The organism is Mesorhizobium sp. 2RAF45, from assembly GCF_052115225.1.
GTDB classification, from domain to species: Bacteria; Pseudomonadota; Alphaproteobacteria; order Rhizobiales; family Rhizobiaceae; genus Mesorhizobium; species Mesorhizobium jarvisii.
Genome location: NZ_JBFRGG010000020.1, coordinates 1 through 18618 on the forward strand (window position 1 = coordinate 1; position 18618 = coordinate 18618).

Below are 18618 nucleotides of genomic sequence, written 5' to 3' on the forward strand. Positions count from 1 at the left end.
TCAAGCCCAGCCTGGTCGAGCAGATGGAAGATGGCCTTCGCTTCGCCCGGCAATGGCTCGCTGAACTGAATACGCCCGCCGGGCTCGATCATGCTGGCCAGGATCTCGCGGCGCTCCTCCAGCGCCATTTCGCGAAGGTCGTGGCCGTTAAGGTGCAGAAGGTCGAAGGCCACGAAATACAGGTCGTGTTGCCGCCTGGTGATCGCCTTTCGCAGCTCGCCGAAGTCGGACAGGCCGGCCTCGTTCAAAACGATGATCTCACCGTCAACGATCGCATTGTCGGCGCCGATGTTCGCCGCCTCTTTCACCAGGTCGCGATATTTGGCCGTCCAGTCGTGACCGTTACGCGTGTAGATCCTGGTGCCGTCCTCATCGATGATCAGTTGCGAGCGGTAGCCGTCGAACTTCACCTCGTGAATCCAGCCGTCGCCTTCTGGAGGCTGCTCGACAAGGGCCAGCATCAAGGGAGCGATGAACCTCAAACGCATGCACAGGACTCACAAACCGCTATTCAATTAGCCTGCGCTAAAATAGTTCCGGAACATTTTAGACGAATTGCATGTTTGAACGTGATGAAGATCGAAGCCGACGAATGCCGGGCAGCCCTGACGCTTATCCGGCGCACGATCGAGGAACACTGCCCGCCGGCGTGCTGCCGAGCGAGGAAGCGGTGAACGGCCTCTATGGGCCGGAGTTAATTCATGAGGCGGAAGCGCTTGCGGCTGCCATCGTCGCGACTATCGAAAAGATGCAGTTGCGCGTGATGATGAAACCGCCTGCCTCCAGCATCAAATAGCAGGCCAGGAAGCCCACCAGCGCGCGTTTCGGCTGGCCGCCGCTCTAAGCGTAAGCGCGGCTTGCTGCGGGCCGCATCAATCGGGCAAGTAGCCGCCGATGCATATCTTAAGGGGTGGGGATCCTTCCCGAGCTCTTATTGCGCAAGCCGTAGCGATCTTGGCCTTGACGTCGTTGATTTGCATCTGCAGTACGTTGAGCTTCTCAACAAGCTCGGGCATTCGAGCGACCGTTTCCTCAACGAACTTCATCGCGGGGGCGCAAGCCAGATACTCGCCTCGCAGATGATCTGCCGCATCACGTTCAGCGCTTGCTAGCATTCCCGGGCTAAAACTATCCTGATGGCGAGCGGTCTCCTTCAACGTGACGCCGACAACATTGGCGTACGACTTTGCAGGGAAGCAATATCGGTCAATCGCTTCCGCGTAAGCCCATGCTCTGATGAACGGCATTTCCTCGATCTGGCCCGTGATGCCCCTGACAAGCCCTTCAAGTTCAGGTGTCCAGTTCTCGAGAATGACGGTAGCCTTGGCAGTTCCCGCGAAGCAGGTGACGATCAACAGGCAGAAAGCAATGGCCCGTTTCATTGCCCGGCTCCCCCAAAAGACCGAACTTAGACCGACTAGCCGCGCCACGCCAGCGCGCGTTTCCCTCTGCCCGCTCTCCTTACGCCGCCGAAACGTCCGGCTCGCTCATGCGCTTGCCTGTGCGCCCAATAGCAGTCGCGCCGACCCCACCCTGCGATACAATGTGGGCGATGGAGGAGGTGCGTATGAGAAAGGCATTATTGACGACTCTGACCGTCTTGATCTTAAGCGCCATGGCCTTCGCGCAGCCGGCCATGGCCAAGGGGAAGGGCTTCAAGAAGCAACTCCGACAAGCCGCCGACGAAGCAGCAATAGCAGCCGGAACCGCCACTCCCGAACAAAAGGCAAGGGACGCTAAACGCAAGAAGAGACAGGCCGAGCTTGAGGCTATCCGTGCCAAATTGCACTCTGCCATCGACCCGAACAAAAACTGACTGGCCTTGACGGCCTTATGCGGCCTGCTGCGTCTGATAGGCCCGTGCCAGCGCCATGCACCGTAGGGCCATGCCGCGGCTCAAGCGCGGCTGCTTCTCTACCCACGGCCCGAAATGGCCATGCGGCAACTGTGCCTTGACCTTGAGCAGCCAGCGGCCGACGGCGAGCTTCTGGTCGACGGATAGGTGGCAGCGCGGAATTGCCCGAGTGTCGGCCGGCGCCGGGTCGCCCAGCGGCACGACATTGCTCGGCGACATAAGGGCGAGTCAGGGGAACATTTTAGCCGTGTTGAATGTTCCGTGCCTATGGACAGCCGACACCTCCTCACAGCAGATCAAGCAAGGGCAGCGCGAGCCCTACTGAACTGGTCGCGAGTGCGCCTCGCCGCAAAAGCCAATCTTAGCGAGATGACGATCGCCGTTCTTGAGAACGGCACTAGGAAACCCCGTCCCCACAACATCACGGCCATTCGCAAAGCATTTGAGGACGCCGGAATTGTCTTCACCTCGGAAGGCTCTTCATCGCTAGCCCGCCCTGAAGGTGACAGCGGTCTCGTCACCGACAATAGAATGTGGCGCGGCCGGCAGAGAAAGGCGTAGTGGCAACTAGAGCAGCCTGGCCGCCCACCAATGGCTAGCTTTGGACTGTCTCGTTTCGGGACGAAAAATGTTGGCACCCGTTTTGCATTGCAGAGATTGCCGGTGCTCCTCCCACCGGTCCTGATCGGGGATCAGGAAGTAAACTTCGCCGGGCTTGAGGTATTGGGGTTCCTCGCCCGGCGAGTTTTCTGTCAATGCAGCACAATTGGCACCGACAACAGTTTAGCGGCGTCTGATGTATGGACTCACACGTCGATTGGAAGCATTCTCCAGTTGGGGGGAAATTGGACGTGGCAAAGTCCAGCATCAAATAGTTCGTGAGCAGGCTGACCAATGGGGAGCGCATTTACCACGTGCCCGGCCAAGAACATTACTGGGAAACGCGGATAAGCCCCCAGTATGGCAAGCGGTGGTTTTGCACCGAGGACGAGGCGCGCGCGGCCGGCTGGCGCAAGGCTCGGCGATGACGGATACCAGTCAATGGCCGGCCGCCCCGGTCTACACTCCTCATGATTACGCACTCATCCTCAAGCTTTCGGAAGTCGGTGATCTGCCGCCGACCTGGGAGGAGTGGTGGGAAAGTTTTAAAGCGTCTGAAGTTGAGCAACGCCGCCAAGGCTTTCCCGCCATCAGAGTGCAGGTCCACGCCGGCAAATTCAAAGCCTGGCTGCGGGCCAATTCCCTTTCGTCATCGAAACAGACCCGGCAGCAATTCGCTCAGCAGCGACTTGATATGAAACGAGCCAGGAAGGCAGAGCGTCGAATTCCGAAGCTTTCAGCGCCGCCCTCCTGGACGGTTCCGCCGCCCCTTCCAATGCACTGGACGCACAGGCCGTTAGAGGTGCTAGCCTATTTCCTACTGGCGATCGCGATAGGCTCTTTGCTGCTCGCGCTGTTTGACCCTATTCGCGCCGCTCGCGGTCTCGAGATGATGGCCGCCGTCGTACCTACGCCCGCGCCGGTAAATGGGCGTTAACGGCTTGTTGGCTAGTGGCTGTCTAGCATCTGCTGATGGAAGCCACGTTCGAACACCTGATTCAGGCTGTGAAAGCGCCGCCAAGGAGCCCTCGGGTTGCCATTGCGCTGGCCGCCTCTGCCGTCCTCGCTATCTTGGCCGGCGCGGGACTTCTGTTGAAAGGCGCCGTTCACGACGAGCCGCAGCGGCCAACTATCGATATCGGCCAAATACTTCACCCTGGAGTGGTTTAAAGCTAAGCCCGCCAGCATGAGCCCGGGCCGGTCACGGCCTTGCGGGCGCGCGGATCCAGCCGATCGCCGATCCTGCGGCGAAAGCGTAGACAACTGCAGCCATCACCGCGACAATCCATAGAGCCGCGGGCAGGTTTGGCGTTAGCGTCGAGGCGGCGCTCGCGGCGGCGACGCCGAGCAGGCTCCCGGTCTGGCGCAGCGCGTTCAAGAGACCGGAAGCCACGCCCGACGCGGCCTCGGGAACCTGCTCGAGCACGGTGGCTATCACCGGGGGCACGGACGTGGACGTGCCCGCACCGAAGATGGCAAGCGTCCCCACGATAGCCGGCCAGGACGCATGGCCGACCAGCAGCCCGGCCGCCAGGGGCGCGGAAAGGGCCGCACAGATCAAGCTGCCCGCGATGAGGCGCTGTGGCGACACTTTCGCCTGGAGCCTGCCCGCGATCACATTGCCGACCGACAGGCTCGCCGCGACGGGCAGCAGTGCAAGCCCGGTTCGCCTGGCGTCGAGCCCGTAGTCGCCGTGCAGATAAAGGCTCAGGATGAACAGCATGCCGAAATAGCCGACATAGACGAGGCAACCGACAAGGTTGGCCGCGAGAAAGGTCGGGTTTCGGAACCACACGAGCGGGACCATCGGATCGCGGGTGCGGCGCTCGATCAGGAACCAGCCTAGGGCGGCGCCGACGGCGATGGCCGCCGCAAGCCGGATCGCAAACGGCCCTCCTCCCCGTTCCGGCAATTCGATCGCGGCGAAGCAGAAGGCGCCGAGCATGACGATGCTGGTGAGTTGCCCGCCCCAGTCGAACCGCTTCGTCGGCTGCGTCGATCGGAGCCGCACGACCCAAATCGTCAGGCCAAATGCCAGCAAGCCCGCCGGCAAGTTGACGAGGAAGACGCTGCGCCAACCAAGACTGCCTACCAGCAACCCGCCGAGCACGGGCCCGATCGCCGCCGCGACCGAGGCGATGCCGGCCCATGTCGCGATCGCGCGCGCTCGTTCGTCGGGATCGTCGAAGGTTTCCCGCACGACGGCCAGCGAAGCAGGCAGGAACAAGGCGGCCCCGACGCCCTGCGCCAGCCGGGTCGCGACAAGCCACGCGACCGCTCCGGCGGCGCCACACAAGGCGGAAGCGAGGACGAACAGGGCCAGCCCGGCGAGATAGACGCGCTTCCCAGCGATCCGCGAGAACGCCTCCGGCGAGGATGAGTGCCGCCATGCTCAGCGTGTAGGCATCGACGATCCAGGCGAGGTCCCCGACCGTCGCATCGAGATCGGCGCGCATTGCCGGCAGTGCGACGTTGACGATCGTGGCGTCGAGCACCGCCATGAACATGCCTCCGGCCACGAGCCACAGGGTGAACCTGCGCCGCCTCGCCGAGATTGCGTCGTCGGTACCGGCTGAACCAGCGCGGCTGTCTTCCAGTGTTTCGCATCCTGCCATCGGACACCTCCTGCAGGTTCCAATCTAGGGAAGCATTTGATGCGATAAAGCAGTATATCTGCCTTTCTCTGATGCAAACTTGCATCATCCACTTCGCGTCGCCGGGAGGGTCACGATGAACTGGGACAATGCACGCTTCTTCCTGGAGATTGCGCGGGCGGGCACGCTGCGCGCCGCCGCGCGGCGGATGCGCGTCGATCAGGCGACGGTCGGCCGACGGCTGGCGGCGCTGGAGGACGAACTCGGCGCGCGGCTGTTCCTGCGCACGCCGTCCCTTTATGTGCTGACGCCGGCCGGCGAAGCGCTGGTCGAACCGGCCGAAGCGATCGAGCGGTCCGTCGCGCAGATGGAGCGACGGGTAATGGGCATCGACGAGCGGTTGATCGGCACGGTGCGGGTAGCCACGACCGACTCGCTCGGCAAGCGGTTCGTCATTCCGGCCATCGCCCGCATGCGCGCCGAACATCCCGGCATCGAGGTCGTCTGCCTGACCTCGCAGGACGTCGCCAGCCTGACCCGGCGCGAGGCCGACATCGCCATCCGCACCATCCGGCCCGACGCGCCCGATCTGATCGTGCGCCGCCTCGCCACGCTCAAAACCGGAATCTATGCCTCCCGTATTTATCTCGCCGCGCGTGGTACGCCGGCCCTCGGCAATGGGTTCGCGGGCCACGATCTCGTCGCATACCAGCAGCCGGTGGTGCCGACGAAGCCTTCGGTCCTCTGCGGAGAGCCGGCCGGCGCCGGCAAGGTGGTGTTCCGGACATCATCATCCGTCACCCTTGTCGAGGCGACGGCAGCCGGCATCGGTGTTGCCGAACTGCCCTGCTACCGCGCCGACGCCGAGCCGGAGCTGGTGCGGATCATGCCCGAGCGCTCGGCCGATTTCGACGTCTGGCTCGTCGCTCACGCCGATCTCTACAAGACCGCGCGGATCCAGGCGCTGATCCGCGAACTGGTCGGGGCGTTCGATCCGGCCGCGTGATGATTGGAAGTGAATGAGCTGAAGGACCGTGGCACGCAATGTCCGCCGAACCTTGCCGATTGCCACATCGGGCGCGGCCAATACCTTGGACAAAGATGTCGAGGATGACGGCTGGTTCAAGCGGATCGCAACGGTCAGCGATGGCGGAATAGCTCAAGGATATCTCCTCCATCAGCTTACCCGCAAATGCGTTTGCGTTACCATATTAGGTTTCGCGCATGAATAGGAGTAGAGTCTTCATTGGCGCGCACTAGGCATGGGGCAGCAGCCAACTCCAAAGAGCGGGAGCTGACCGTTGTGACGCGCAGATCACCCTGACGCTCGCGAGGGGAGTAAGCAATGCGCATCCATTCAAGCCGTGTGTTTTTGGCATCTATTGCCGTCGCTTGGGTATCTGCCGCCGTGGCAGCCGACAAAACCGATGAGCAGCTGATTGAGAATGCGATTTCGGCAGCACCTGAGGCAGTCGGCAAGAATGCCGCTGTCGTGAACTGGGAGATGAAGACGCTCAGAAAGGGCACGAATGGCTTCACTTGCATCCCTGACGACCCCGGCACTCCCACAGACGATCCCATGTGCACAGATGAGAACGGGATGGCGTGGATGCACGCGATCATGTCCAAGAGCGCGCCGCCCGAAGGCAAGGTCGCTTTCGCCTACATGCTGAAGGGGGGCGATGCGGCGAGCAATGCCGATCCCTATGCCCCTAGGCCGCCTGCAGACGGCAAATGGGTACACGATGGCCCCCACGTAATGGTCATGAACGCCCCGACCATAATGGCGTTGTATCCCCACGAGCCGGATCAGACACAGCCATATGTCATGTTTCCCGACACGCCCTATGCGCACCTGATGATTCCAGTGAAATAGTCCAGATCGGAAGCCGCCGCCTTTACCGCGGCAGGTCACCTCAAGGACGGAAGTCTGGTTGGTCAAGCTCTCGGCCATGACGTCCATGGCGGGGTGTCCTGTGCTGACCGTAGGCCACACGACAACAAGGACAATTCGCGACTGCCAAGATGGAAATAGAAAACCCCGCCGGCAGGGAACCGGAGGGGTTAGTCCTGGGAGGACGCGCGGCACGCGCTGCGTTCGTCGACCGCGCCTTGTCCACATATCGCCCGGTTACGACACCGATGTGACACTCTCGCTCCGATCCCATGGCTCGGCCATGCCTATGGCTCGGACACCGGCATCAAGCCTTTGGAAAGGAGAAATGTGGTTCTCTCCCGGAAGCCGAGGCGCGAGCGTTCTGGCTAAAGACGGCAATAGAGGCGGGCGAATGGACATATTTGGCATCAAGGGGCTGTTGATTTGCGCACTGATCTTCATTCCGTTCGAACATCTGTTTGCCGAGCGGCCCCAGAAGGCACTGCGCAAGGGCCTGGGTGTCGATCTGATCTATGTGCTGTTCAATGGGCTTATCGTAAAAACGGTCATCGTTCTGATCGCGGCCAACACACTCGAAGCCGCTGCGATCCTCGTTCCGCAATCGATCACGCAGGCCGTCGGCGGCCAGCCCGTCTGGCTGCAGGTTCCCGAAATCATCCTGATCACGGATATCGGCGTCTACTGGGCACACCGGGCATTCCACACAATCCCGGCGCTTTGGAAATTCCATGCGGTGCACCACGGCATCGAGGAACTGGACTGGCTCGGCGCATTCCACTCCCACCCGGTCGACGCCATCCTGACAAAGGCATTGTCGCTGACGCCGATCTTTTTCCTCGGCTTCTCCGAAGCCTCGATCGCCATCTTTTCGGTCATCTACTTCTGGCACACGCTGCTCGTTCATTCGAATGTGCGGATACCGTTCGGCCCCTTGAAGTGGTTGATCGCCAGCCCGCAGTTCCATCGCTGGCACCATGCCAACCAGCGCGAGGCCTATGACAAGAACTTCGCCGGGCAATTGCCTGTCCTCGACATGGTGTTCGGCACCTACAATGCCACCGGCAACAAGGTGCCGGAAAAATACGGCGTCGATGATCCGATCCCCTCCAGCTATCTCGGGCAGGTCAGCTATCCGCTCCTGCCGGGCGAGAAGCGATCGAACCGACCGGTGCCGAGCACCGAAGCCTGACGGCTGACACCGACACGCAGGACTTGTGCCGCTCGAAACTGGCGGTGTCGCCAGGTGGCAGCAGACGTTCCGTCGAGGGTTGGTTTCAGCTGATACCGGCAATAATTGTGGGTCCTGCGCATTCGCCTCGAGGCTTTCCCGGCATGGACCATCACGACGACGATCTCAGGAAATTCGAAGCGCATGGCGTGACGCCCCTGCCGGCCGCAAGGGACGAAGGCCGGGTGGCACATGAGGGCGCAGAAATCTGGTACGCCACGTTTGGCGCCGGCCTTCCGGTGATCCTGCTGCATGGCGGCCTCGGTCACAGCGGCAATTGGGGATTTCAGGTCCCCGCGCTGGTCAAGGCCGGCTACCAGGTCGTGGTGATCGACAGTCGCGGCCACGGGCGCAGCAGCCGCGACGAACGGCCGTACAAATATGAACTGATGGCTTCCGATGTCCTGGCGGTGATGGACACGCTACACTTAAAAAAGGCGGCTATGGTGGGTTGGAGCGATGGCGCCTGCGTCGCCCTGATCCTTGGCATGAAGGCCGCCGACCGCGTCACCGGCGTGTTCTTCTTCGGCTGCAACATGGATCCGAGCGGCACTAGGGAATTCGAGCCCAGTCCGGTCATCGATCGCTGTTTTGCCCGGCACGCCAAGGACTATGCCGAATTGTCGGCGACGCCGGACCGGTTCGACGCATTCGTTAAAGCCGTCGGCCTGATGATGAAGACCGAACCCAACTATACCGCCGCCGACCTGGCGCGGACGCGCGTGCCCGTGGCGATCGTTCACAGCGAGCATGACGAGTTCATCAGACACGAGCACGCGAGCTGTCTCGCCCGCAGCATCCCGGCATCGGAATTGATCATCCTGCCCGGTGTCAGCCATTTCGCGCCGCTGCAACGGCCCGGGCAGTTCAACAGCGTGCTGCTGGCCTTCCTCGAAAACATTCATTCTTGAACGTCGGGTGCGCGCCCCCAGGAGCCGGAAGGCTTTTTCGCGTCGAATCGGCTAAGCCTTGAAGCATGAACGAGACCTCACTTTATGCGCCGGTGAAGCGGTTCCTCGAAAGTCTCGACTTTGTCGTGAAGGGCGAGATCGGCGGTTGCGACATCGTCGCGCTGCGCGAGGGCGAACCGCCGGTGGTCGTCATCTGCGAATTGAAACTGCAATTCAATCTGGAATTGGTGCTGCAGGGCGTCGACCGCGCGGCCGCTTGCGACGAAGTCTGGCTGGCGGCGCGCATGTCGGCGCGCGGCAAGGGACGCGAAAGCGACGCCCGGTTCCGCAATCTCTGCCGCCGGCTTGGCTTCGGTGTGCTTGGCGTGACAGCCAACGACAAGGTCGAGGTGCTTGTCAGTCCCGCCGCGCCGGAGCCGCGCAGGAATGCGCGGCGGCGATCCCGCCTTGTCGACGAGCACCAGCGTCGCCGCGGTGATCCTGTCGCCGGTGGAGGATCGCGCAATCCGATCATGACCGCCTACCGCCAAAGTGCCCTCACCTGTGCAGCCGCGATGGCGGACGGACCCAAACGACCGCGCGATCTGAAGGCCTTGACGCCGATCGCGCCGAAAATCCTGCAGCACAATGTCTATGGCTGGTTCGCCCGCGTCGACCGCGGCCTCTACGATCTCACCGATGCTGGCCGCGCCTCGCTGGTCCGTTGGCCGCAGACACCGCATGATGATGTCCGACACGAGATTTTGATTGCGTCGACCGCCTGAATGCCGGGGCTTGCCAGCTATGGCGCGCCCCGCTTGGTTGATTTTTCAGACAAAACATGCTGCTAGTCCCGCCCATGAAGACACTCTGCATGATGGCCATTGCGTCCCTGACGCTGGCTTTCCCGGCCAGCGCTATGGACAATGCATTGCGTGCCGGGCTGATGAAACTTGATCCGCAAACACGCCTCGAACAGCGCTGCGATGCTGAAGTCCTGGACCGGATCACCCACGATGACCGCAAGTTCAAGGCCGACCGGGTCGTCGCCTACGCCTTCGCGACGCCCGAGATGAGCGCCGATGCGATCAGGAGTCCGGGTGCGGCGTTCCGCAGCAAGGGACAGTGGTACCGGCTGAAGTTCAAATGCCAGACCGGCCCCGACCATATGGAAGTCCTGCAGCTGCGCTACCGGATCGGCGACGAAATTCCGGAAGCCGACTGGGTGAAATACAATCTCTACGATTAGTTTTTCGCGGCTTGCGTAGGCTTCGGCTCACGTGCCGGCAGCGGCTGAAAATCCCCTGTAATACCCCTGCCACGAAAGTGGTTTTCCAGTGTTGTCTGTCCCTGCGTCTTGACGCCAGCGGACCATGCCTTTAGGCCCGTCTGGACAATCGACAACGAACACTCGGCGAAGGGCTTCCTGGTCGATGGAAATATTTACCGCCGCAGGCGTTTCGGCTCTTCTTCAGGTCATTGCCATCGACCTTGCGCTCGCGGGCGACAACGCCATCGTCATCGGCCTCGCCGCGGCCGGCTTGCCGGCCGCCCAACGCAAGCGCGCCATTTTGGTCGGCATCGCGGCGGCCACCGTGCTTCGCATTTTCTTCGCCCTGATCACGCAATGGCTGCTGACGATCGGCCCGATGCTGTTGATCGCCGGCGGCCTGCTTCTGCTGTGGGTCTGCTGGAAGATGTGGCGCGAATTGCGCGTCAGCCACGATGAGGAGCGCGACGCGACCGAAGCGCTGTCGAATGGCGATTTCGACAAGGACGGCGTCATCGGCGGCAAGGTATCCGGCAAGACCTTCTCGCAGGCCGCCTGGCAGATCGTCATTGCCGACGTGTCGATGTCGCTCGACAATGTCCTGGCCGTGGCAGGTGCTGCCATGAACCATCCGACGGTGCTGATCATCGGACTGGCCCTGTCCATCGCCTTGATGGGCTTTGCCGCGTCGTTCGTCGCGCGCCTGCTGCACAAATACCGTTGGATTGCCTATATCGGTCTGGCAATCATCCTCTATGTCGCGGTCAAGATGCTGCTTGACGGGGCCGTGCAGCAATTCCCCGAGCACTTCGCTTTCCTCGCGCCTTGGTTCGGATCCGGAGGCCACTGAGCCACCCGATGGCGCGGACCAGCCTGTCGGCCGGTTTGCTTGATTGCGCAACCCATGCTATTGCGCCGCGCGTATTGGCTCCTGCCATGCGCCACAGACCGACATTTACAGCGATTTGAGGCCGGACCAGCGTTTCGGCCCGTGCCCCCATTGGAAACTTGCCTATGTCCGCCCCTCGCGTCAGTTTCGTCAGCCTTGGATGCCCGAAGGCGCTCGTGGATTCCGAGCGCATCATCACGCGCCTGCGCGCCGAAGGCTATGAGATCGCCCGCAAACATGACGGCGCCGATCTCGTCGTGGTCAACACCTGCGGTTTCCTCGATTCCGCCCGCGATGAGTCGCTCAACGCCATCGGCTCCGCGCTTTCGGAAAACGGCAGGGTCATCGTCACCGGCTGCCTCGGCGCCGAGCCGGAGGTGATCCGCGAAAAGCATCCCAATGTGCTGGCGATCACCGGGCCGCAGGCCTATGAGAGCGTCATGGCAGCCGTGCATGAGGCAGCCCCACCCTCGCACGATCCCTATATCGACCTGCTGCCGCCACAGGGCGTCAAGCTGACGCCGCGCCACTATGCCTACCTGAAGATTTCGGAAGGCTGCAACAACCGCTGCACCTTCTGCATCATCCCCGCACTGCGTGGCGATCTCGTTTCGCGCCCGGCGGCCGATGTGCTGCGCGAAGCCGAAAAGCTGGCCAAGGCCGGCGTCAAGGAACTCCTCGTAATCTCGCAGGACACCAGCGCCTACGGCATCGACATCAAGTATCAGACGTCGATGTTCGGCGACCGTGAAGTGCGCGCGAAATTCCTCGACCTCTCGGAGGAATTGGGCAAGCTCGGCATCTGGGTGCGCATGCACTATGTCTACCCCTACCCGCATGTCGCCGACGTCATCCCGCTGATGGCCGAAGGAAAAATCCTTCCCTATCTGGATATCCCGTTCCAGCATGCCTCGCCGCAAGTGCTGAAAAACATGCGCCGGCCGGCACATGGCGAAAAGACGCTGGAGCGCATCCGCGGCTGGCGTGACGTGTGCCCGGATCTTGCCATCCGCTCGACCTTCATCGTCGGCTTCCCCGGCGAGACGGACGAGGATTTCGAGATGCTGCTCGACTGGCTGGACGAGGCCAAGATCGACCGTGCCGGCTGCTTCAAATACGAACCGGTCAAGGGCGCCCGCTCCAACGACCTCGGCCTCGAGCAGGTGCCGCAGGACGTCAAGGAGGCGCGCTGGCACCGCTTCATGCAGCGCCAGCAGAAGATTTCGGCGACGCAGCTGGCAAAAAAGGTCGGCAAGCGCCTGCCGGTGCTGATCGACGAAGCGAATGGCACATCGGCGAAAGGCCGCACCAAATACGACGCGCCCGAGATCGACGGCTCGGTCCACATCCAGTCGCGCCGCCCGATGCGTGCCGGTGACATCGTCACCGTCAAGATCGAGCGCGCCGACGCCTACGACCTCTACGGTTCGGCCGTCTGAGCTTTCCGTCGCTTTCTCCCGACAAATGAAAAGGGCGCCTCGCGGCGCCCTCTCCATATCCGATCGATCGTCCGTCGCTTACTGCGGCAGCTTGTCGTCAACGCCCTTCACGTAGAAATTCATGCCGAGCAGCGTGCCGTCGTCGGCGACCTCGCCGTCCTTCAGCCACGGCGTGCCGTCCTGCTTGGCGATCGGTCCGGTGAAGGGGTTCCAGCCGCCGGCGATCTTCTTCTCGGTCGCTTCGGCCAGAGCCTTCACGTCGTCGGGCATGTTGGTGTAGGGCGCGAGCTTGACCGCGCCGTCCTTGATGCCGAGCCACACATTGTCCGGCTTCCAGGTGCCGTCGATGGCTGCCTGCACGCGGCTGATGTAGTACGGACCCCATTCGTCGGTCAGCGAGGTCAGCTGCGCGTTCGGCGCGAACTTGATCATGTCGGACGACTGGCCGAAGCCATGCAGCTTGCGCTCCTCGGCGACCTGCAGGGCGGCGGTCGAATCGGTATGCTGGACGATGATGTCGGCACCTTGGTCGAACAGCGCCTTGGCGGCGTCGGCTTCCTTGCCCGGATCGAACCACGAATTGACCCAGACGATCTTGGCCTTGAAGTTCGGGTTGATCGACTGCGCGCCGAGCATGAAGGAGTTGATGCCCATCACCACTTCGGGAATCGGGAAGGAGACGATGTAGCCGGCAACGCCGGACTTCGATTCCTTGGCGGCGATCTGGCCGAGCACATAACGGCCTTCGTAGAAGCGTGCATTGTAGATGCCGAGATTGTCACCGGTCTTGTAGCCGGTGGCGTGCTCGAACATCACTTTCGGAAACTTCTTGGCGACCTTCACTTCGGCATCCATGAAGCCGAACGACGTGCCGAAGATCAGCTTGCAGCCTTCGCGCGCCAGGCGTTCGAAAGCACGGTCGGCATCGGGACCTTCGGAGACGTTCTCCAGATAGGCGGTCTCGACCTTGTCGCCGAGCGCCTTCTCGACTTCGAGCCGGCCCTGGTCGTGCTGGTAGGAGTAGCCGAAATCGCCGATCGGGCCGGTATAGACCCAGCAGGCCTTCAACTTGTCGGCAGCCTCTGCGGACGCGGCCAGCGACAAAGCCGCTGTCGTCGTCATCAGGGCAATAAGCAGTTTTTTCATCGTGTTACCTCTCTGTGTTAAGCCTTGGAGCTTCCCGTCTTTTTGTTTTGTCAACGATCCGGAACGAATGGCTGCCCCAGTGATGCCGGCGTGTTCATCATCGTCAGACGCTTGTTGCGCGAGATTAGAACGAGAACCACGACGGTTGCCAGATAGGGCAGAGAAGAAAGCATCTGCGAGGGCACCGGAATGCCAAAAGCCTGTGCATGAAGCTGGCCGATCCACACCGCGCCGAAGATGTAGGCACCGGCCAGCACCCGCCATGGCCGCCACGAGGCGAACACCACCAGCGCCAGCGCGATCCAGCCGCGGCCAGCGGTCATGTTCTCGACCCATTGCGGCGTGTAGACCAGCGACAGATGGCCGCCGGCCAGACCGGCGCAGGCGCCGCCGAAGATCACCGAGAGATAGCGGTAGCGGATGACCTTGATGCCGAGCGCATGTGCCGAGGCATGGCTGTCGCCGATCGAGCGCAGCGTGAGGCCGGTTCGCGTCTTGAACAGGAACCACATGACGGCGGCGGTCAGCACGATCGAGATGTAGAACACCGGATCCTGGCCGAACAGCAGCTTGCCGACAACCGGGATGGAGCTCAGGCCGGGAATGTCGAGATTGGGCAGCCTGACGCCGGGCTGGCCGACGAAGCTCGTGCCAATCATGCCGGAGAGGCCGAGGCCGAGCAGCGTCAGCGACAGGCCGGTCGCCACCTGGTTGGTGGCCAGCGACAGCGTCATGACGGCAAACAGCAGCGAGAACAGCGCTCCCATGGCGATCGCCGCCAAAAGGCCGATCCAGGGCGAGCCGGTCAGATAACCGGCCCCAAAGCCGCCGACCGCACCCATGATCATCATGCCCTCGACGCCGAGATTGAGCACGCCGGAGCGCTCGACCACCAGTTCGCCGATCGCCGCGATCAACAGCGGTGTCGCCGCCGTTGCGATGGTCAGGAGGATGTTGACGGTGATGTCCATCAGCGGGCTTCCTTCAACTTCGGTGCAGCGTCGAGCTTTGCCGCGCCTTCTTGTTTCGTCAGCGCCAGGCCGATCAGGCGGATGCGGTAGTGGATGAGCGTGTCGCAGCCGAGCACGAAGAACAAAAGCATGCCTTGGAACACCCGCGCCACCTTGTCGGAAATGCCGAGCGCGCTTTGCACCGCCTCGCCGCCGAGATAGGTCAGAGCCAGAACCAGGCCCGCGGCGATGATGCCGAGCGGATTGAGGCGGCCGAGGAACGCCACGATGATGGCGGTGAAGCCGTATCCGGGCGAAATCACCGGCTGCAATTGCCCGATCGCGCCGGAGACTTCAGAAATGCCGGCAAGTCCGGCCAGCGCGCCCGACAGCAGGAAGGCGAAGAACACCATGCGGCTGAGGCCGAAACCGGCAAAGCGCCCTGCCCGCGGGCTGGAACCCAGCACGCGCACCTCGAAGCCCTTGAGCATGCGCCCCATCAGGATCCAGATCAGCACCGCGGCAACCAGCGCGAAGACAAAGCCCCAATTGGCGCGTCCGGCGTCCGGCATCAGTTCCGGCAGCACGGCGGAGTCGCCGAACTGGATCGTCTGCGGGAAACCATGGCCCTGCGGATCGCGCCAGGGGCCGCGAACCAGCCAGTCGAGGAAGAGCTGGGCGACATAGACCAGCATCAGACTGGTCAGGATCTCGTTGGTGTTGAAGCGGGTCTTCAGAAACGCGGGTATCGCCGCATAGGCCGCGCCGCCGACCATGCCGAGCAAAAGCATCAGCGGCAACACCAGCGGGCCTTCGAATTGCGGAAATAGCACCGGAATGGCCGAGCCGAAGATGGCGCCGAAGATAAACTGGCCCTCGGCGCCGATGTTCCAGATGTTTGCCTTGTAGCAGACCGACAGGCCGACCGCGATCAGGATCAGCGGTGCCGCCTTGATCGCCAGCTCATGCAGCTGCCAGACCTGGCTGACTGGCTCGACAAAATAGATGCGGAACGCGGTCAGCGGATTGACGCCGAGCAGCGCGAACATAATGGCGCCGGCGATGATCGTCAGCGCGAAGGCGATGAACGGCGACAGGGCCGAAAACAGCGCGGAGCGCTGCGGGCGTTTGACGAGTTCGAGGCGCATCATGCCGTCTCCAGCGTATGTTCGGCGTGGCCGGGCTCGGCGCCGCCCATCAGCAGGCCGACCTTCTCGAAGGTTGCTTCGGCGATCGGCATCGGCTTGGACAATTCGCCATTGTGCATGACTGCGATCGCGTCCGAAATTTCGAACAGCTCGTCGAGATCCTGGCTGATCACCAGCACCGCCGATCCGCTCCGCGACAGTTCGATCAACGCCTGCCTTATGTGGGCTGCGGCGCCGGCGTCGACGCCCCAGGTCGGCTGGTTCACCACCATGACGCTGGGCCGGCGGTCGAGTTCGCGGCCGACGATGAATTTCTGCAGGTTTCCGCCCGAAAGTGCCGCAGCTTCCGGATCCGGCGCGCTCTTGCGCACGTCCATCGCCTCGATGATGCGTTGGGAGGCAGCGTAAATGGCGCCGCTCTTGACCATTCCACCGGTGCCGACAAACGCCTTGCCGTCCGTGGCGTGGCGCGACAGCAAAAGGTTTTCCGAAAGTTTCATGCGCGGCGCCGCACCATGGCCGAGGCGCTCTTCCGGCACGAAGGCGGCACCCAGCAACCGCCGTCCGGTTATGGTGAGCCCACCCGCATCCTTGCCGCGGATGCGCACCGAGGCGACGTCCTGCTGCAACACTTCGCCGGAAACGGATTCGAAGAACTCACCCTGGCCGTTGCCGGCGACACCGGCAATGCCGATCACCTCGCCGGCACGGACATTGAGGCTGATGTTCTTGAGCGGAATGGAGAACGGCGTTGCCGGCTTGCGGGTGAGACCGCGGACTTCAAGCAGCGGCTGCGCGGTCTCGATCCCCTCGACCGGTGCACGCACCACGGCCTGCACCTCGTTGCCGACCATCATGCGGGCGAGCGAGGAGGCTGTCTCCTCGCGCGGGTTGCAATGGCCGACCACCTTGCCGTGCCGCAACACGGTGGCGCGGTCGCAGATGCGTTTGACCTCTTCCAGCCGGTGCGAAATGTAGAGGATCGATTTGCCTTCCGAGCGCAGCCGCTCCAGCGTCTCGAACAGCTTGTCGGCTTCCTGCGGCGTCAGCACCGAGGTTGGCTCGTCGAGGATGATAAGCTGTGGCGTCTGCAGCAGGCAGCGGATGATCTCGATGCGCTGGCGTTCGCCGACCGACAGGTCGCCGACCAGCGAGTCCGGATCGAGCGGCAGGCCGTAGCTGTAGGAAAGCGCCCTCGCCTTTGCGGCGATGCTGCTGATCGGCGAGCCGTCGTCCAGGGAAAGCGCGATGTTCTCGGCCGCGGTCAGCGCCTCGAACAGCGAAAAATGCTGGAACACCATGCCGATGCCGAGCTTCTTGGCGGCACCCGGGCTGGTGATCCGCACCGCTTGGCCGTTCCAGAAAATCTCGCCGGAATTGGGCTCCAGCGAGCCGAACAGCATCTTGACCAGCGTTGACTTGCCGGCACCGTTCTCGCCGAGCAGCGCGTGGATTTCACCTTTGGCGATGTTGAGATCGATATGATCGCACGCCGTCAGCGTGCCGAATATCTTGGTCAGGCCACGAACCTCGAGCAGGTTCGCCCCATCATGATTTGCACTCACAGTGCCTCCCATCTGGTTCACCAGATATGTTCTGTGTTCCCGCAAGCATGGTAGGCGCCGCTGGCTCTCAACGGAAAGCGGCACGCGTCTTGAAAGAGCTTCAAGAATTTCAGCGGAAATTCAAGGGATAGCAAGCCCGGCGGGACTAAGGGATGAGAATGGTCGTCCCTGTTGTCCTGCGCCCCTCGAGGTCGGCATGCGCCTTGCCCGCATCCTTCAGCGCATAGCGCTGGTTGATCTGGATCTTGACGGCGCCACTGAGCACCACGTCGAACAGCGCGGCAGCGGAGGCGTCGAGATCCTCGCGCTTGGCGTTGTAGACGAACAGCGTCGGCCTTGTGGCGAACAGCGAGCCCTTCTGCGCCAGCAATGACATCGAGAAGGGCGGGATCGGTCCCGAGGACTGACCGAAGCTGACGAACATGCCGAGAGGCTTGAGGCAGTCGAGCGAGGCCGGGAATGTATCATTGCCGACCGAATCGTAGACGACATCGCATTTCTTGCCGCCGGTGATGGCCGCGACGCCGGCGACGAAATCCTGCTCCTTGTAGTTGATGACATGGTCGAAACCGTGCGCCTTGGCGAGTTCGATCTTGTCGGTCGAGCTTGCCGTGCCGATGACGGTTGCACCGAGATGTTTCGCCCATTGGCCGAGAATGAGCCCGACGCCGCCGGCAGCGGCATGGAACAGGATCGTGTCGCCCGCCTTCACCTTGAAGGTCCGGCGCAGGAGATATTCTGATGTCATGCCTTTCAGCATCATCGCGGCCGCCTGCTCGTCGCTGATGCCCTCGGGAATCTTGACCACGAGGCTTGCGGCGATAACGCGTTGCTCGGCATAGGCCCCGACATTCGTCGAATAGGCGATCCGTTCTCCTGGCTTCAGCCAGTCGACGCCCTCGCCGACCTCCTGCACCACGCCGGCGGCCTCGCTGCCCGGAATGAGCGGAAAACCTCCGGGCGGCGGATAAAGGCCAGAGCGATGATAGACGTCGATGAAGTTGAGGCCGATGGCCGTATGCCTGACCAGGATCTGTCCGGAACCCGGCCGGCCGGGACCGGCGTCCTCATAGGTCAGAACTTCCGGGCCGCCATGGGCGTGGATGCGGATCGCTTTGGACATGGATTGGGATTCCTGTGGGAGCGG

Annotated in this window: 22 protein-coding genes and 1 pseudogene; 13 read left to right on the top strand and 10 right to left on the bottom strand. The window is 62.4% G+C overall.

What is annotated here, in order from left to right:
* Nucleotides 1-488: ATP-dependent DNA ligase (locus AB4Z43_RS30855; RefSeq protein WP_441940533.1), on the bottom strand; the 488-nt coding region annotated here is incomplete at its 3' end.
* A gap of 71 nt (nt 489-559) precedes the next feature.
* On the opposite strand from AB4Z43_RS30855, the gene AB4Z43_RS30860 reads away from it, so the two are divergent.
* A complete protein-coding gene (locus tag AB4Z43_RS30860; protein WP_441940535.1) occupies nt 560-796 on the top strand; it encodes a hypothetical protein in 237 nt (78 codons plus the stop codon).
* Between the two features lie 76 nt (nt 797-872).
* Here AB4Z43_RS30860 and AB4Z43_RS30865 read toward each other — a convergent pair whose 3' ends face one another.
* Nucleotides 873-1382: a hypothetical protein gene (locus AB4Z43_RS30865; RefSeq protein WP_441940536.1), complete on the bottom strand. Its 510-nt coding sequence runs from the start codon at nt 1380-1382 to the stop codon at nt 873-875.
* Between the two features lie 185 nt (nt 1383-1567).
* Here AB4Z43_RS30865 and AB4Z43_RS30870 point away from each other — a divergent pair, with 185 nt between their 5' ends.
* A complete protein-coding gene (locus AB4Z43_RS30870) occupies nt 1568-1816 on the top strand; it encodes a hypothetical protein (protein ID WP_441940538.1) in 249 nt (82 codons plus the stop codon).
* Between the two features lie 15 nt (nt 1817-1831).
* Here AB4Z43_RS30870 and AB4Z43_RS30875 read toward each other — a convergent pair whose 3' ends face one another.
* Entirely contained in the window at nt 1832-2074 is a 243-nt protein-coding gene (locus AB4Z43_RS30875) for a DUF3102 domain-containing protein (protein WP_441940540.1), read from the bottom strand.
* A 48-nt stretch (nt 2075-2122) separates the two neighbouring features.
* Between AB4Z43_RS30875 and AB4Z43_RS30880 the strand changes: the two genes are divergently transcribed.
* The 3 genes and pseudogenes from AB4Z43_RS30880 to AB4Z43_RS30890 all read left to right on the top strand — a co-directional run bounded on the left by AB4Z43_RS30880 (nt 2123) and on the right by AB4Z43_RS30890 (nt 3392).
* Nucleotides 2123-2416, top strand: coding sequence for a helix-turn-helix domain-containing protein (locus tag AB4Z43_RS30880; RefSeq protein ID WP_064985437.1), 294 nt, complete (start codon nt 2123-2125; stop codon nt 2414-2416).
* Nucleotides 2417-2742: 326 nt separating this feature from the next.
* Nucleotides 2743-2883, top strand: a pseudogene (locus tag AB4Z43_RS30885) (sunset domain-containing protein); the annotation flags it as partial.
* A complete protein-coding gene (locus tag AB4Z43_RS30890) occupies nt 2880-3392 on the top strand; it encodes a hypothetical protein (protein WP_038646745.1) in 513 nt (170 codons plus the stop codon). The pseudogene AB4Z43_RS30885 and the gene AB4Z43_RS30890, both read left to right, overlap by 4 nt.
* 11 nt (nt 3393-3403) lie before the next feature.
* Here the strand turns inward: AB4Z43_RS30890 and AB4Z43_RS30895 are convergent, their stop codons facing one another.
* Both AB4Z43_RS30895 and AB4Z43_RS30900 read right to left on the bottom strand, forming a co-directional pair.
* Nucleotides 3404-3610: a hypothetical protein gene (locus AB4Z43_RS30895; protein ID WP_084791765.1), complete on the bottom strand. Its 207-nt coding sequence runs from the start codon at nt 3608-3610 to the stop codon at nt 3404-3406.
* A 46-nt stretch (nt 3611-3656) separates the two neighbouring features.
* Nucleotides 3657-4751 (bottom strand): MFS transporter, encoded by a 1095-nt coding sequence (locus AB4Z43_RS30900; RefSeq protein WP_441940543.1) that lies wholly within the window; start codon nt 4749-4751, stop codon nt 3657-3659.
* Nucleotides 4752-5185: 434 nt separating this feature from the next.
* Here AB4Z43_RS30900 and AB4Z43_RS30905 point away from each other — a divergent pair, with 434 nt between their 5' ends.
* From AB4Z43_RS30905 to rimO, 8 genes are all read left to right on the top strand, one after another.
* Entirely contained in the window at nt 5186-6055 is an 870-nt protein-coding gene (locus AB4Z43_RS30905; protein WP_441940545.1) for a LysR family transcriptional regulator, read from the top strand.
* Nucleotides 6056-6394: 339 nt separating this feature from the next.
* Entirely contained in the window at nt 6395-6925 is a 531-nt protein-coding gene (locus tag AB4Z43_RS30910) for a hypothetical protein (protein WP_069092147.1), read from the top strand.
* A gap of 412 nt (nt 6926-7337) precedes the next feature.
* The gene (locus AB4Z43_RS30915; RefSeq protein ID WP_069092148.1) at nt 7338-8135 is read left to right on the top strand and encodes a sterol desaturase family protein; all 798 of its coding nucleotides are present in this window, start codon (nt 7338-7340) and stop codon (nt 8133-8135) included.
* A 143-nt stretch (nt 8136-8278) separates the two neighbouring features.
* Nucleotides 8279-9085 carry an alpha/beta fold hydrolase gene (locus AB4Z43_RS30920; RefSeq protein WP_441940548.1) on the top strand — a complete coding sequence of 269 codons (807 nt, stop codon included), beginning with the start codon at nt 8279-8281 and terminating at the stop codon, nt 9083-9085.
* Between the two features lie 65 nt (nt 9086-9150).
* Entirely contained in the window at nt 9151-9849 is a 699-nt protein-coding gene (locus AB4Z43_RS30925) for a DUF2161 domain-containing phosphodiesterase (protein WP_064985446.1), read from the top strand.
* Between the two features lie 56 nt (nt 9850-9905).
* On the top strand, nt 9906-10313 hold the full coding sequence (locus AB4Z43_RS30930) for a DUF930 domain-containing protein (protein WP_019858077.1): 408 nt from the start codon (nt 9906-9908) through the stop codon (nt 10311-10313).
* A gap of 184 nt (nt 10314-10497) precedes the next feature.
* Nucleotides 10498-11184: a TerC family protein gene (locus tag AB4Z43_RS30935; RefSeq protein ID WP_019858078.1), complete on the top strand. Its 687-nt coding sequence runs from the start codon at nt 10498-10500 to the stop codon at nt 11182-11184.
* Between the two features lie 164 nt (nt 11185-11348).
* The gene (gene rimO / locus AB4Z43_RS30940; RefSeq protein ID WP_019858079.1) at nt 11349-12662 is read left to right on the top strand and encodes a 30S ribosomal protein S12 methylthiotransferase RimO; all 1314 of its coding nucleotides are present in this window, start codon (nt 11349-11351) and stop codon (nt 12660-12662) included.
* Between the two features lie 78 nt (nt 12663-12740).
* Here rimO and AB4Z43_RS30945 read toward each other — a convergent pair whose 3' ends face one another.
* The 5 genes from AB4Z43_RS30945 to AB4Z43_RS30965 all read right to left on the bottom strand — a co-directional run bounded on the left by AB4Z43_RS30945 (nt 12741) and on the right by AB4Z43_RS30965 (nt 18594).
* Nucleotides 12741-13808 carry a BMP family ABC transporter substrate-binding protein gene (locus AB4Z43_RS30945; protein WP_202360013.1) on the bottom strand — a complete coding sequence of 356 codons (1068 nt, stop codon included), beginning with the start codon at nt 13806-13808 and terminating at the stop codon, nt 12741-12743.
* Between the two features lie 50 nt (nt 13809-13858).
* The gene (locus AB4Z43_RS30950) at nt 13859-14779 is read right to left on the bottom strand and encodes an ABC transporter permease (protein ID WP_038646757.1); all 921 of its coding nucleotides are present in this window, start codon (nt 14777-14779) and stop codon (nt 13859-13861) included.
* Nucleotides 14779-15909 (bottom strand): ABC transporter permease, encoded by a 1131-nt coding sequence (locus AB4Z43_RS30955; RefSeq protein WP_038646758.1) that lies wholly within the window; start codon nt 15907-15909, stop codon nt 14779-14781. The genes AB4Z43_RS30950 and AB4Z43_RS30955 overlap by 1 nt, the downstream gene beginning before the upstream one ends.
* Nucleotides 15906-17483, bottom strand: coding sequence for an ABC transporter ATP-binding protein (locus AB4Z43_RS30960; protein ID WP_038646759.1), 1578 nt, complete (start codon nt 17481-17483; stop codon nt 15906-15908). Before AB4Z43_RS30960 ends, AB4Z43_RS30955 begins: the two co-directional genes overlap by 4 nt.
* A gap of 133 nt (nt 17484-17616) precedes the next feature.
* The gene (locus AB4Z43_RS30965) at nt 17617-18594 is read right to left on the bottom strand and encodes a quinone oxidoreductase family protein (protein WP_038646760.1); all 978 of its coding nucleotides are present in this window, start codon (nt 18592-18594) and stop codon (nt 17617-17619) included.
* Nucleotides 18595-18618: the final 24 nt, after the last annotated feature.